This is a genomic window from Chloroflexota bacterium, assembly GCA_016235055.1.
Classification (GTDB): domain Bacteria; phylum Chloroflexota; class Anaerolineae; order JACRMK01; family JACRMK01; genus JACRMK01.
Genome location: JACRMK010000039.1, coordinates 14,858 through 29,234, shown reverse-complemented (window position 1 = coordinate 29,234; position 14,377 = coordinate 14,858). Strand labels below are relative to the sequence as shown.

Genomic DNA, 14,377 nt, shown 5'->3' with positions numbered 1-14,377 from the left:
AGCGTAGGGGCGCATTGCATGCCCCCGGTGCGATGTGACGAGGCGTCATTGCGAGGAGCGCCGTTTGCGACGAAGCAATCTCGGTTTGACCGTGATGAAAGATTGCTTCGCCCTCTTTGGAGGGCGCGCAATGATGAGAATGAGCCCTAATGGATCCAATCCAGTTTGAAGTCATCCGTAACGCACTGCTCGAAGCGACCGAGGAAATGGCCGCTTCGCTGCGGCGCAGCGCGTACTCGGTGAACATCAAGACGCGCACGGACTTCTCGTGCGCCTTCTTCGACCGCGAACTGCGTACGGTGGCGCAGGCGTCGGGCCAGCCGGTGCACCTCGGCTCGCTGGCCGAGTTCGTGCCGTGCGCCATTCGCCGCTACGGCCCGGAGAACCTCGGACCCGGCGATGCGATTCTGTGCAACGACCCGTACATGGGCGGCGTTCACCTGAACGACATCACGCTCATGTCGCCGGTCTTTCATGCCGCATCGGGCGAGCGGCTCGGCTACGTGGCGGCGCTGGCACACCACGTCGACGTCGGCGGCGGCGCGCCCGGCAGTATCGGCGCGTTCCGCGAGGTCTTCCAGGAGGGCATCATCATCCCGCCGGTCAAGCTCGTGCAGGGCGGGCGCATAGTGGACGATGTCTTCCGGCTGGTGCTGTCGCAGATCCGCTCAAAGCGCGAGACGGCCGGCGACTTCCGCGCGCAGGTGGCGGCCAACAACACCGGCGTGCGCCGCATCGGCCTGCTGGCCGACACGTACGGCATCAATATCCTGCAGCAGTACATCGACGAATTGATCGCGTACACCGAGCGCCGCGCGCAGGCCGAGATCGCGCACCTGCCGCGCGGCATCTTCCGCGCCGAGGGTGTGGTGGACACTGACGGCTTCAGCGCCGATCCGGTGCGGCTCAGCGCGACGGTCACGATCGACGAGAGCGGCGTGCTGTTCGATTTCACCGGCTGTGACGCCCAGCGGCGCGCGCCGGTCAACTCCACGCACGCGATGACGTTCGCCGCCGGCGCCTACGCGCTCAAATGCCTGATCGACCCCGACGTGCCGGTCAACGAGGGCTTCTACCGCCAGGTGCGCATGATCGCGCCGGAAGGGACGGTCGTCAACTGCACCGCGCCCGCGCCGGTTGTCGGCGGCTGGGAGACGCAGACGCGGCTGGTGGATGTGATCTTCAAGGCGCTGGCGGCCGCGCTGCCGGAGCGCATCCCGGCCGGCACCAAGGCGATGATGGCGCAGGTCGCCTTCGGCGGCATCGACCCGCGCGACGGCGAGAGCGGGTCAGAGACCCGTTCCTACTACGCCTACTACGAGGCGATCGCGGGCGGCTACGGCGCGCGCCTGACAAAAGACGGCGCCGACGCCGTGCAGGCGCACGGCCAGAACACCGAGAACGCGCCGATTGAGCAGACCGAGAACAACTACCCGATCCGCATCGCACGCTATGAGTTGATCGAGGACTCCGACGGCGCGGGGCGCATGCGCGGCGGGCTGGGCCTGCGGCGCGACTACGAGTTCCCCGGCCACGACGTCTCGTTCACGATCCTGTCGGACCGCGACCGCTGGGGCCCGCACGGGCTGTTCGGCGGCAGCGCGGGACAAACGGCCGAGTACATCCTGAACCCGGCCGACACGGCGCTGCCCGGCCGTGCGGCGCAGCGACTCGGCTCCAAGACGACGCTCCAATTGCACGCGGGCGACGTCGTCTCGTTCCGCACCTGCGGCGGCGGCGGGTACGGCGATCCGCTCGAGCGCGACCCGCACCAGATTCTGCGCGACGCGCGCGAAGAGAAGTTGAGCATCGAGCGGGCGCGTAAGGTGTACGGCATTGAAGTGGACCCGGCGTTCTGGACGACGATCAATGCCGACTTCGCGTGGCTGGACCCGGGGCCGCTGGTGGACGGCGAGCTCGAACTTGTCATCGCCGAGCGCCAACCGGAGAACCCGGCCAAGCGCTACGTGCCGGCCTACGAGGTTCAGATGCGGCACGCTGGCCACGCTGAAGCGGCTGGGCGCATCAATCTGCGCATCGGCAACATTCCGGGACTGGTGCTGTACGGCGGGCACATCGGCTACGGCGTCGAGCCAGCGCATCGCGGGCGGCACTTCGCGGCGCGCGCGGTGCGGTTGCTGCTGCCGCTGGCGCGGCGGCACGGCATGACGTCGCTGATGATCACCTGCAACCCACAGAACATCGCGTCGCGCCGCAGTTGCGAACTGGCCGGCGCGCACCTGCTGGAAATCGTGGACCTGCCGCCGACGACGGAACTGTATGCGCGCGGCGAGCGGCAAGTCTGCCGCTACCGGATCGAATTGTAAACCAACCGACCCGAAGGGTTTTGCAAACCCTTCGGGTCTATACACATCGGAGCATTCAGCATGCCCTACCGGCTTGGCATTGACATCGGCGGCACCTTCACGGACGCCATGCTGATCAACGAAGAAACCGGCGAGATTCGCATCGGCAAGGTCTCGTCGACGCCGCGCGACCCGTCGCTCGGATTCCTCGAAGCGAGCGCGCGCATCCTGCGCGAGGCGGCCGTGTCGCCCGGCGATGTACGCTACGTCGTGCATGGCACGACCGTGGCGACCAACGCGATCATCGAAGGCAAGTTGGCCAGCACCGGCTTTATCACGACCGAGGGCTTCCGCGACCTGCTGGAAATCCAGCGGCAGATTCGCCCCTCGCTGTACGACCTGCAGTTCGAGAAGCCGCGCCCGCTCGTGCCGCGCTACCTCTGCTTCGGCGTGCCGGAACGGCTCGACTGGCAGGGCAACGCGCTGAAGCCGCTCGACACGACGGCGGCGCGGCAGGTCGCGCTACAGTTGAAGGCCGAGGGCGTCGAGGCGGTCGCGGTTTGTCTGCTGCACGCGTACATCAACCCGGCGCACGAGCGGCAGATCGGCGCGATCCTCGCCGAGGTCTTCCCGGAGGCAATCGTCTCGCTCTCGTCCGACGTCGCGCCGGAGATTCGCGAATACTACCGCGCCAGCACGACCGTCATCAACGCCGGCATCCGCCCGATCGTCGCGCGCTACCTGCAGAGCATTGAGGAGCGCCTGCGCGCGATGGGGTTGAGCGCCGAGCTGCTGATCATGCAGTCAAGCGGCGGCGTCTTCACGTTCGCAGCGGCGCGCGAGAAGCCGGTCTTCATGGTCGAGTCGGGCCCGGCGGCCGGCGTCATCGCCGCCACGCATCTCGGCGACACGCTCGGCTTCCGCAACATCCTCTCCTTTGACATGGGCGGCACGACCGCCAAGGCTGGGTTGGTCGAGGACGGGCGGCCGAAGGTGACGAAGGAGTACGAGGTCGGCGCGGCGGCGCAGAGCGGCAGCGGCCGCGCGCGCGGCAGCGGCTACCCGATCCGCACGCCGGTCATCGACCTGGTCGAGATCGGCGCGGGCGGCGGCTCGATCGCCTGGGTGGACTCCGGCGGCGCACTGCGCGTCGGACCGCAGAGCGCGGGCGCGGACCCCGGCCCGGTCTGCTACGGCCAGGGCGGCACCGAGCCGACCATCACCGATGCAAACCTGGTGCTGGGGCGGCTGAACCCGGACTACTTCCTCGGCGGCGAGATCAAGCTCGACGTGGAGCGGGCGCGCGCGGCGATCAAGGAGAAGGTCGCCGACCGGCTCGACATGGACCCGATCGAGGCGGCCTACGGCATCGTCGAGATCGCCAACGCGGCGATGGTCAACGCGCTGCGGCTCGTCTCGGTGCAGCGCGGACACGACCCGCGCGATTTCGTGCTGATCGCGTTCGGCGGCGGCGGCCCGGCGCACGCCAACCGGCTGGCGCAGACGATGGAGGTGCCGACGACGTGCGTGCCGATGAGCCCGGGCATCTTCTCAGCGCTTGGTCTGCTCGTCACCGACCTGAAGCACGACTACGCGGCGACGTTCATCCAGCGCGCCGACCGGATCGACGCACCGGCGATTGCGCGTGTGTTCGCGCGCATGGAGGCTGAGGGCCGCGCCGAACTGGCGCGCGAGGGCATACGTCCCGCCGACATGGCGTTCGCGCACATGATCGACATGCGCTACGTCGGCCAGTCGTTCGAGTTGACGATCCCGCTGGCGGCGGGAGACGCGGGCGAGTTGAACGCGGAGCGCGTGGCCGGCCTGCTGGCGCTGTTCCACGCCGAGCACGAGCGCGCCTACGGGCATGCCTCGCCGGGCGAGCCGGTCGAGTTCGTGAACCTGCGGCTGACGGCGATCGGCCGCATCGGCAAGCCGCGCCTGCGCGCGGTCGGCGCGGCGGACGGCGCAGCGCACGCCAAGGGTGCGCGCTCGGTCTACTTCGCGGAGCGCGGCGGCTTCAGCGATGTGCCGCTGTACGACCGCTACGCCCTGCGCGCCGGGCACGTCGTCGCCGGGCCAGCGATCATCGAAGAGTTCGACTCGACGACCGCCGTGCACCCCGGCTATGCTGCAAAGGTGGACGAGTACGGGAATTTGCTTCTTCAGAAAGTTGAAGTCCCTGAATAACGCGACTGGATCGCGACATAGTCGCACAGGAGACATTGCATGAGAATTGAGGTTATTCCTAACCGTGGGCCAGCGACCATGTCATACGAAATCGGTGACGGTCTTGATTGGGCTACTAATGTTGGCATTGCTACAGCTTTTACCTCGCTGTCAGCTTGCCGCGAAATCGAAGGCCAAATCCGCGATATGTTGCATAGAAAGCCTTCATCCAAGGTGCGAGTAGTTGTTGGACTCTATCAGAGGTTTACAGCGCCATCGGCACTCAACAAGCTCTTCGCGCTTCAAACCGAAAAGCCGAATCAAGTTGAGATCAGAATCGCGAGGAACAGGCGTTTCCATTGGAAGCTCTATCTATTTAGTAAAGGACAATCAATGCGACTGTATGTTGGGTCTGCAAATCTGACAGACGATGGATTACATGCATCGGGCGAACTTTCTGTGAAGATTTCTGCCAAACGAAGTGAAGTAATATCAAAAGTGCTCACGCGGGAATTCAATAGCCTTTGGGGCAAGGAATCTTTTCCACTTACTCGACAATTCCTACGCAATTATCAAAAGGTAGAGCGGCCCCCGAAAAGATTCACTCCGTCTGCTCAAGATAACAAGATCGCCTCCTTGCTCCAAAAAGAAGATCGAACTCCACGTATGCCCTCAAGGACAGCACGTCCGCGCATAGCGTTTGTCTCGGATGATGTATCGAAAACGACAGCGAAGCAAGTCCGAGACAATACCGATTGGACATCTAAAGGGTGGGATTACATTTGTTATCCGAGAAAGGCATGGTTTGAGCGTATTCGGGATGCCGGTGTAATCGTTGAGATTATCAGGGCGAGCTATCACACGTTTCAGGTACAGTTTCGACGTATCGAAGATACGATCCAATTGAAGACAGACGATGGAACCTATTTCATCGCACACTCTCAGATTGGAAATGGGCAGCGGCGCAAGTATTCTTTGGTAAAGCAGGAATTGAAACAGATCGGGCTAACTTGGGATCGCATTAAGAAAGACCCTGTTCTGACTCAAGAACAACTCAAAGTTCTGTGTGAATTGTGTCATCTGAAGAAGAATCAAGTGCTGAAGACGTGGTAGGGCATCGGAACACGAAAGCCGCAACATGCAGCGCGCTGCTCAGTTGTGACATGGTTTGTTTCGCGCATCTCGCGCTGTTTCGTGCCGTTCGCGTTCCAAACGGCCCAACGCCATAACACACTTATGACCACACCTCCATACGCCCTGGCCAAATTCAAGAACGTCATGATTCCCATGCGCGACGGGGTGCGGGACGGCTTGGAACACGAAAACCGCGAAAGCACGCGAGAAACACGAAAGGAAGCCGCAGCATGCGGCGCACCGCTCGCTCGCGGCGGGGTTTCTTTCGCGCCCTTCGCGTCATTCCGTGTGTTTCGTGTTCCAAAGAGTTGAGCGTGCATCTGTCGTTTGATTCGCGCAGATTCGCGTTATTAGCGGAAAGATGATTGAGAGTTTCCGTTGAAACCATCATACGCCTTGGCCAAATTCAAGAACGTCATGATTCCCATGCGCGACGGGGTGCGGCTCGCTTCTGATGTCTATCTACCGGCGCAGGACGGCGCGCTTGCGCCCGGGCGCTTCCCGGCGATCGTCTGCCGCACGCCGTACGACAAGAGCGCGGCGCGCTACGTCGAGATCGCCGAGTTCTTCACGCCGCACGGCTACGCGACCATCCTGCAGGACCTGCGCGGGCGCTATGATTCCGAGGGGCGCGGCCAGTATCATCACGTCGTCAACCCCGGCGAAGGCGACGACGGCTACGACACGATCGAGTGGATCGCCGCGCAGGCGTGGAGCAACGGCAAGACCGGCATGGTCGGCAGTTCGTTCCCCGGCCTGACGCAGACGCGCGCCGCCCTGCATCGCCCGCCGCACCTGACCGCAATCTGGCCCGACGTGATGCCGATCAACAGCTACGTGCACCAGGCGCGGCGCGGCGGCGCGCAGCAACTGCAGATGTTCGGCGCGCTGTTCGTGCATGCCGTCGAGTCGCAGGAGGCGCGCGACGACCCGGCGATCTTCGAGTCGATCGTCTGGGCAATGGAGCAGATGCGCGAACTGGTCTATACGCTTCCGTTCAAGCCCGGACACACCGCGCTGGCCGTCATCCCGAACCTGGAGCAGGTGTTGATCGACTACGCCACGCGCGGCACATACGACGACTACTGGGCGCAGGAGGCCAACGACTTCGCGCGCCACTTCGACCGCCACGCCGATATCCCGGTGATGCTGACCGGCGGCTGGTACGACCTGTTCGCCGACGCGACGCCGCAGTACTTCAACGCCATGCGCGCGCAGAACAAGGCGCCCGCGAAGCTGATCATGGGGCCATGGACGCACACCGGCATGCGCAACGGCATCACCTATTCCGGCGACGTGGATTACGGCGCGGATGGCGCGTGGGGCAACGGGCGCTACTTCGCGGCGCAGTTGCGCTGGTACGACCGCTGGCTGTCCCCTGACAGGGACCGCGAGCGGAACAATTCTGATGCTCCGCTTCGCTCCGCAACGCTGAAGGGCGAGGACAACGGCGTGGAAAACGACCCGCCGGTGCGACTCTTCGTGATGGGCGGCGGCAGCGGACGCAAGACCGCGCTCGGCAAGCTCGACCACGGCGGCCGCTGGCGCGACGAGCAGGAGTGGCCGCTGGCGCGTATGCGGCCGGCGACGTACTACCTGCACGGCGACGGCGCGCTCTCCACCGATGCGCCCGCGGCCGACTCCGCGCCGCGCCGGTACACTTATGACCCGGACCATCCGGTGCCGACGCTCGGCGCGAGTTCCAGCGGCCTGATGGAACTGATCAAGCTCGGCGACGGGCTTGACCCGTTCTGGGGCCGCAACATCTCGCTGCAACTGCGCCTGCGCAGCATCGTCGTCGAGGGCGGCATGCACCAGCAGCCGGGGCCGGGCATGGTCGCCGCCGAGCCGCCATACATGCCGCTGTCGATGCGCCCCGACGTGCTCGTCTTCCAGACGCCGCCGCTCGCCGCCGACGTGGAACTGACCGGACCGATCACCGTCAAGCTCTGGATCGCGTCGTCAGCGCCCGACACCGACTTCACGGCCAAGCTCGTGGACGTCTACCCGCCGAACGCGGACTACCCGGGCGGCTATCACTTGAACCTGGTCGACTCGATCATCCGCTGCCGCTACCGCAACTCGTGGGAGCGCGAGGAGATGCTAACGCCGGGCGAGGTCGCGCCGGTGCAGATCGACCTCGCGCCGACGAGCAACCTGTTCAAGGCGGGGCATCGCATCCGCATCGACATATCGAGCAGCAACTTCCCGCGCTTCGACCGCAACCCGAACACGGGCGAGCCGATGGGGCGGCACACACACATGCAGCCGGCGCACAACAGCGTCTATGTGGACGCCGCGCACCCGTCGCATGTGGTGTTACCAGTAGTCAGAAGTCAGTCGTCAGAAGACAGTGAGCAGTGAATGGTCAACGGTGAACAGTGGGCGGCACCCCGAGCGTCATGCCGGCATGTTGTTAGCCGGCATCCACTCTGGCGAGTATATGGCGCGTGCCAACTGTGAATTCCGGCCAAAACCATGTCGGAATGACGAGCCGTACGAGTGAGAACGCCGCGACGCAGGCGAAGGATCCAAAGCCCGGGGCACATTCAGCAGGTTTTCGATTCGCGTTCATTCGTGTTATTCGCGGATAACTCCTTGCGATGAAGGCTTACGTCGCCATCAAATATCATGCCGATCAGGCAAACCGGCTGCTGATCGAGGCGTTGTGCGCCGCGCTCGCGGCCGCCGGGTGGGATACGGCGGTCGTGGCGCGCGACCTTGAGCAGTGGGGCGCGTTCTCGTTCGCGCCGGACGACCTGATGCGCGAGACGTTCGCGCTGATCGAATTGTGTGACCTGGTGGTGATCGATCTGACGGAGAAGGGTGTCGGCGTCGGGATCGAGGCGGGTTACGCGCACGCGCGCGGCATCCCGGTCGTCACGGTCGCGCTTCGCGGTTCGGACATATCGGAGACGCTGCGCGGCATCTCGCGCGCGGTGCAGGAATACGACAACCCGGCGGAGCTGGCCGCGTTCTTCCGCACGATGACGCAGTAGCCAGACAAAGCCACTGGGCGCGAAAGCAAAACTGTCATCCTGAGCGCGGACGCAAAACGCAGCGCCTTGCTGATGCAACGCGCGCAAAGGATCTGAAATGCGGCGATTCAGGTGGTTCGCGCTTGCATAGCTCCCACGCGGAAGCATGACCTCCGCGCTTCATCCTGTGCCCGCCGCACCGCGGCGGACGGCGACGTAGCCGCCGTGCACAGGACATACACGACAATCTGGGACTTGTTCAACAATCGATCGATTCGCGTTATTCGCGGATAACGTTTTGTATTCAGAGGACTGACCTATGACCGAAACGACAGACTTTCTCGTCATCGGCGGCGGGTGCACCGGCACGAGCACGGCGATGCACCTCGCGCGGCGCAAGGCTGGGCGCGTGATGCTCGTCGAGAAGCACGGCATCGCGATGGGCGCGACCGGCAAGTCGTCGGCGATCGTGCGCACGCACTACACGCACGAAGCGCCGGCGCGCATGGCGCTGGCCGCCCTGCGCATCTTCGAGCGCTTCGGTGAGATCGTCGGCGGCGAGAGCGGCTTCCGCCGCACCGGCTTCCTCGCGCTGATCGGCCCGCGCGACGTCGACGCGATCCGCTCCAACGTCGAGATGCACCGCTCGCTCGGCATCAACGCCGAGGTGCTGCTGCCCGAGACCATCCGCAAACTGGAGCCGCGCATCAACGTCGAGGGCGTCGGCGCGGCGGCCTGGGAGCCGGAGTCGGGCTACGCCGACCCGCACGGCACGGCGGTCGCCTTCAGCGAGGCGGCGCGCGCGGCCGGCGCGACGATCCAGATCGGCCCGACCGTGCGGCGATTGATTCACTCGGGCGGGCGGGTGCGCGGCGTCGAGACCGACCGCGGCACGATCGAGGCCGGGCTGACCATTGTCGCCGCCGGGTTCCGCGCGAAGGAACTGCTCGCGCCGCTCGGCTTCGACGCGCCGATCAAGCCGGTGCGGCACAATATGGCGATCGTCCAGCGCGCCGCTGCGTTCGGCGCGCCGCACCCAATCGTCTCGGATCGCGTCTCCGGCAGCTACTACCGGCCGGAGGGCAGCGAGTTGACGCTCGTCGGCACGACCGCCGCCGACGAAGGGCACGTGGACCCGGAGGTCGAGGCCGAGCGAGCGGCGGATCGCAGCGAACTGCTGATGATGGCCGAGCGGTTCCATCACCGCTTCCACGACATGGGCGACGCGACGCTCAACGGCGGCTTCACCGGCGTGTACGACTGCACGCCCGACCTCCAGCCGATGCTCGGCCCGCTGCCCGGCATCGATGGACTGATCGTCGCCGCCGGCTTTAGCGGCCACGGTTTCAAGCTGAGCCCGGTGATCGGGCAGATGCTGTGCGAGCAGGCGCTGGACGGCCGCGCGTCGCTCGTGGACATCAACCTGTTCAGCCCGATGCGCTTTGTCGCAGGTAAATTGATCGGCGCACACGCGGCGTATACTGTGCAGACGTTGGGTTAGCAAATCGGGCGCATCGCAATGCGCCCCTACACTGCAACACAGGAGGTTGATTATGACCAACCGTTATCTGGTGACTGGCGTGATGGGTTGCATCGGCGCCTGGACAATCCACGAACTGACGAAGCAGGGGCAACACGCCGTCGGCTTCGACCTGAGCACCGACCCGCTGCGGCTCAAGTTGCTGATGAGCGACGAGGCGCTGGCGCAGATCAAGCTCGTCAAGGGCGACATAGGCGACTTCGCGCAGGTGGAGAAGGTCGTGGTCGACAACGGCATCACGCACATCATCCACCTGGCCGCCCTGCAGGTGCCGTTCTGCCGCGCCGACCCGGTGCGCGGCGCGATCGTCAACGTGACCGGCACGGTCAACGTCCTCGAGACGGCCGCGCGACACAAGGACCTCGTCAAGCAGGTCGTCTACACCAGTTCGGCCGCCGTCTACGGCCCGGCCAGCATGTACGGCGAGGGCGCGCTGACCGAGAGCGCGATTCTCGCGCCCGCCACACACTACGGCGTCTACAAGTTCGCCAACGAGGGCAACGCGCGCATCTACTGGCAGGACAACGGCGTGCCGACTGTCGGCCTGCGCCCGCATACCGTGTACGGGCTGGGCCGCGACCGCGGCATGACCTCCCTGCCGACCAAGGCGATGCTGTCGGCGGCAATCGGCAAACCGTATACAATCACCTACGGCGGCGCGGGCACGTTCGTGCTGGCCGGCGACGCAGCGCGCGCGCTCATCGGCTGCGCTGACACGCCGAGCGGCGGCGCGCGTGTATTCAACCTCGGCGGCAGCAACGTGAAAGTACAGGAAGTCGTCGACGCGATCGCCGAGACCGTGCACGACTCGCAGGTGACGATAACCGGCGCGCCGCTGGCGGTGCCGTCGTTCCTGGACGACGCAGCGCTGCGCGCGTTCGTGCCCGGCCTGAAGTACACGCCGCTGATCGACGGCGTGCGCGAGACGATCAGCGCCTTCCGTGACCTGGTCGCCAGGGGCCGTATCGACGTAGCCAATGCGATGGCGTAACGACAAATCCCAACCCCCAACGTCCAAATCCCAAGGGTGATCTGCGACCAAGTCATGGGCGAGCAAAAACAGGCGGTGCGTATCGGCGCGGCAACGGCTTTCACCGCAAAGCACGCAAAGAGCGCAAATGAAGAACCAAGGAAGGTCTTCTTTGTGTCTCTGTGTCTCCGTGGCGAATATGGTTTTGACGGCACACGATGACTGACACCGGACACATGGTCAGGACCTCGTGGGTTCTCAAAACCCGCGAGGTCTGGTCGATGTGGGTGATCACCAGAACGCTCCTTTCCACATGACAGTGTCTTATGCTCCGACCTGGCTGACAGTCCCGGCGGGCGAGTTCCTGATGGGCAGCGGCCCGCTCGCGGACGCGGCGCCATACCGCAACGAGATGCCGCAACAGCGCGTCGAGTTGTCCGCGTTCGTTATTGGCCGCATGCCGGTCACGAACGCGCAATACCGCGCCTTCGTGCAGGCGACAGGCCACCCGCCGCCCGGTCACTGGCCCGGCGGCAGGATGCCGGCAGACAAGGCCGCGCATCCGGTCACTTATGTGGACTGGCACGACGCGCAGGCGTACTGCGCCTGGGCCGGCGCGCGATTGCCGAGCGAGGCCGAGTGGGAGAAGGCGGCGCGCGGCGACGATGGGCGGCTGTGGCCGTGGGGTGACGATGCGCCCGATGCGACGCGCTGTCACTTCAACGGCAACGTCTTCGGTGTGTCGCCCGCCGCGCAGGGGACGATGGCCGTTGGGCAGTACCCGCGCGGCGCGAGCGTGTGCGGCGCGCTCGACCTGGCGGGCAACGTCTGGGAGTGGACGAGTTCCGCCTATCGGCCGTACCCCTACGACCCGGGCGATGGGCGCGAGAACCCGGCGAGCGCAGCCCGGCGCGTTGTGCGCGGCGGGACGTACAACCACGACGCGCGCGGCGTCCGCTGTGCCGACCGCACCGGCATCGAAGCGGGTGCGCGCGACGTGTACATCGGGTTCCGCATCGCAGCCGATGCGCCACGCGATGGGCTCGATCTGGTGGAAGTGCCGGCGGGCGAGTTCCTGATGGGCAGCGACGCGCAGGATGAGCATGCGGCGTTGCAGACCGTTTGCCTGCCCGAATTCCGTATCGCGCAGACGGCGGTGACGAACGCGGAATACACGCAGTTCGTCGCCGCGACGGGCCATGCAACGCCTGCGCACTGGCGCGGCGGCGCGCCGCCGCCGGGCAAAGAACAGCACCCGGTCACTTACGTGGACTGGCACGACGCGCAGGCGTTCTGCGCGTGGGCTGGCGGACGCTTGCCGAGTGAGGCCGAGTGGGAGAAGGCGGCACGCGGCACGGACGGGCGCGCATATCCGTGGGGCGATGCGCGGCCCGACGCGACGCGGCTCAATTTCCGGCGCGGCACCAAGCGGGCTGCGACGATGCCGGTCGGGCAATACCCGGCTGGCGCAAGCCCGTACAGTGCGCTCGATATGGCGGGCAACGTCTGGGAGTGGGTCAATTCCGTCTACCGGCCATATCCTTACGACGCAGGCGACGGCCGCGAGGACCCGGCGTCGCCGGAGCAGCGCGTGCTGCGCGGCGGCTCGTTCGCCAGCCGGAGCGCGCGCTACGTGCGCTGTGACGCGCGCAGCCTGAGCTATCCGGCGCGGCGGCGCGAGCATATCGGCTTCCGGGTCGCAATATAGAGCGGTCAGCGAATAGCGCGAATTGGTGCAAGTGGTGCAACGGTGCAGTCGCGGCACGGCGCTGATTGTCATTCCGGCGCAAGCCGGAATCCAGGCAGTCGCGTCAGGGGTCTGCGGGTTTCTTACATGTGGTTGTGGATGCCGGCGGTGCTCAGCGGCCTCAAGCCGCTGAGCGTTAACCGCCCGCTGGCCCGCTGGCTTCGGGCCAGCGGGCAACGCATGCCGGCATGACAACCATTGAAATGACGGGGACTGAAATTGTTTCGCATTCATTCGCGTTATTCGCGGACAATCTGGTATTTCTTCGTGGATAGTGACCTATGACCGTTGACCCGATCACCGGCGAGATGGCGCCGGCGCTCTACCGCACGGCGTACTCGCTGTGCGACGCGACCGGCACGGTGGCCGAAGCCGCGACCGAAGCGCTACGGCGGCATAGTGGTGGTTGCGCGTGAAAGTCACCCTGCTCGGCACGGGCACGCACATCCCGAACCCGGCGCGCCATCCGTCGGCCAGCGTGGTGCAGACGCCGCTAGGGCCGTGGCTGCTCGACTGCGGCGGCGACGCGGCGTGGCAGATGCTGCGCGCGGGCATCCAGCCGGGCGACGTGCGGCACGTCATCTTCACGCACCTGCATTCCGATCATACGCTTGGGTTCGCGGCGTTTGCATCGGGCGGCATGATGCAGGGGCGCAAACAGTTGTCGGTCTGGGGGCCAAGCGGCACACGGCGCATGGTGGAGATGGTCACGCAGTTCTACGGCACGCTCGACCCCGACGCGCATGCGCAGACCTGGCCGTCTGAGATACGCATCATCGAGTACGGCACGGGCACAGTCTTCGCCTGCCCCGAGCTGACGATCGACGCCCTGCCGGTGCGACACAGCGTTGAGACGTTCGCCCTGCGCTTCCGCGCAGAAGGGCAGATGATCGTACACAGCGGCGACACCGGCTACCACGAGCCGCTGGCGGAGTTCGCGCGCGGCGCGGATATCCTGATTCACGACGGGCAGTTGACCGCGTCGCGCATGTCCGCGTACACGCCGGAGCGGCTGGCGTACCAGCAGAACCGCCACGCGACGCCGGCACAGGCGGCGCGCATCGCGCGCATGGCCGGAGCGAAGCGATTGGTGCTGACGCACCTGTCGCCGATGAGCACGGACGCGGAAGTGCTGGCGGAGAGCTGCACCGAGTTCGACGGCGAGATTATCGTCGCGCAGGACCTGCTGACCCTTGAGTGCTCGGAGGCGGTTGATCCGCGAGTAACGCGAATCGGCGCGAATTAGGAATGATATTCGCGTTATACTGTTTCAGTTTGATTATGTCCCCATACCTGATGGTAAGTGTGGCTGTCACCCCCTCATCCCCTGGCCCCTTCTCTCCCGCGCGCGGGGGAGAAGGGGAAAAGCTGATTGGGGATTGGGGCGGCGATTGCTATACAGTACTGACACATACAACAATCGCTTGGGGACATACTCATCAGAAAACAGTATTAGGTCTTTCGCCGCGAGAGCGCAACGAGATGTTGATGGTTGCCCGCGCCAAAGGTGGTCACTCTGAGCGCGAAGGTGGC

The 14,377-nt window shown here is 65.3% G+C and carries 9 protein-coding genes; all 9 read left to right on the top strand.

Going from position 1 to position 14,377, the window contains the following annotated elements; genetic code table 11:
- The first annotated feature begins 149 nt into the window (after positions 1 to 149).
- The 9 genes from HZB53_09610 to HZB53_09570 all read left to right on the top strand — a co-directional run bounded on the left by HZB53_09610 (position 150) and on the right by HZB53_09570 (position 14,090).
- Positions 150 to 2,327, top strand: a complete 2,178-nt coding sequence (locus tag HZB53_09610) for a GNAT family N-acetyltransferase (GenBank protein ID MBI5877896.1) — start codon at positions 150 to 152, stop codon at positions 2,325 to 2,327.
- A 60-nt stretch (positions 2,328 to 2,387) separates the two neighbouring features.
- Positions 2,388 to 4,496 (top strand): hydantoinase/oxoprolinase family protein, encoded by a 2,109-nt coding sequence (locus HZB53_09605; protein MBI5877895.1) that lies wholly within the window; start codon positions 2,388 to 2,390, stop codon positions 4,494 to 4,496.
- 39 nt (positions 4,497 to 4,535) lie between these two features.
- Positions 4,536 to 5,588, top strand: a complete 1,053-nt coding sequence (locus HZB53_09600) for a phospholipase D family protein (GenBank protein ID MBI5877894.1) — start codon at positions 4,536 to 4,538, stop codon at positions 5,586 to 5,588.
- Between the two features lie 438 nt (positions 5,589 to 6,026).
- On the top strand, positions 6,027 to 7,973 hold the full coding sequence (locus HZB53_09595) for a CocE/NonD family hydrolase (protein MBI5877893.1): 1,947 nt from the start codon (positions 6,027 to 6,029) through the stop codon (positions 7,971 to 7,973).
- A 239-nt stretch (positions 7,974 to 8,212) separates the two neighbouring features.
- Positions 8,213 to 8,608 (top strand): nucleoside 2-deoxyribosyltransferase, encoded by a 396-nt coding sequence (locus HZB53_09590; GenBank protein ID MBI5877892.1) that lies wholly within the window; start codon positions 8,213 to 8,215, stop codon positions 8,606 to 8,608.
- A gap of 298 nt (positions 8,609 to 8,906) precedes the next feature.
- Positions 8,907 to 10,088, top strand: coding sequence for an FAD-binding oxidoreductase (locus HZB53_09585; GenBank protein MBI5877891.1), 1,182 nt, complete (start codon positions 8,907 to 8,909; stop codon positions 10,086 to 10,088).
- Positions 10,089 to 10,140: 52 nt separating this feature from the next.
- Positions 10,141 to 11,118, top strand: a complete 978-nt coding sequence (locus HZB53_09580; GenBank protein MBI5877890.1) for an SDR family oxidoreductase — start codon at positions 10,141 to 10,143, stop codon at positions 11,116 to 11,118.
- 292 nt (positions 11,119 to 11,410) lie between these two features.
- Entirely contained in the window at positions 11,411 to 12,805 is a 1,395-nt protein-coding gene (locus HZB53_09575) for an SUMF1/EgtB/PvdO family nonheme iron enzyme (GenBank protein MBI5877889.1), read from the top strand.
- 451 nt (positions 12,806 to 13,256) lie between these two features.
- Entirely contained in the window at positions 13,257 to 14,090 is an 834-nt protein-coding gene (locus HZB53_09570; protein MBI5877888.1) for an MBL fold metallo-hydrolase, read from the top strand.
- The last annotated feature ends 287 nt before the right edge of the window (positions 14,091 to 14,377 follow it).

What these genes read in the sequence shown, in the direction of transcription:
- HZB53_09585 (MBI5877891.1), top strand. Translation starts at nt 8,907, where the DNA reads ATGACCGAAACGACAGACTTTCTCGTCATCGGCGGCGGGTGCACCGGC.
- HZB53_09580 (MBI5877890.1), top strand. Translation starts at nt 10,141, where the DNA reads ATGACCAACCGTTATCTGGTGACTGGCGTGATGGGTTGCATCGGCGCC.
- HZB53_09600 (MBI5877894.1), top strand. Translation starts at nt 4,536, where the DNA reads ATGAGAATTGAGGTTATTCCTAACCGTGGGCCAGCGACCATGTCATAC.
- HZB53_09605 (MBI5877895.1), top strand. Translation starts at nt 2,388, where the DNA reads ATGCCCTACCGGCTTGGCATTGACATCGGCGGCACCTTCACGGACGCC.
- HZB53_09610 (MBI5877896.1), top strand. Translation starts at nt 150, where the DNA reads ATGGATCCAATCCAGTTTGAAGTCATCCGTAACGCACTGCTCGAAGCG.
- HZB53_09575 (MBI5877889.1), top strand. Translation starts at nt 11,411, where the DNA reads ATGACAGTGTCTTATGCTCCGACCTGGCTGACAGTCCCGGCGGGCGAG.
- HZB53_09590 (MBI5877892.1), top strand. Translation starts at nt 8,213, where the DNA reads ATGAAGGCTTACGTCGCCATCAAATATCATGCCGATCAGGCAAACCGG.
- HZB53_09595 (MBI5877893.1), top strand. Translation starts at nt 6,027, where the DNA reads ATGATTCCCATGCGCGACGGGGTGCGGCTCGCTTCTGATGTCTATCTA.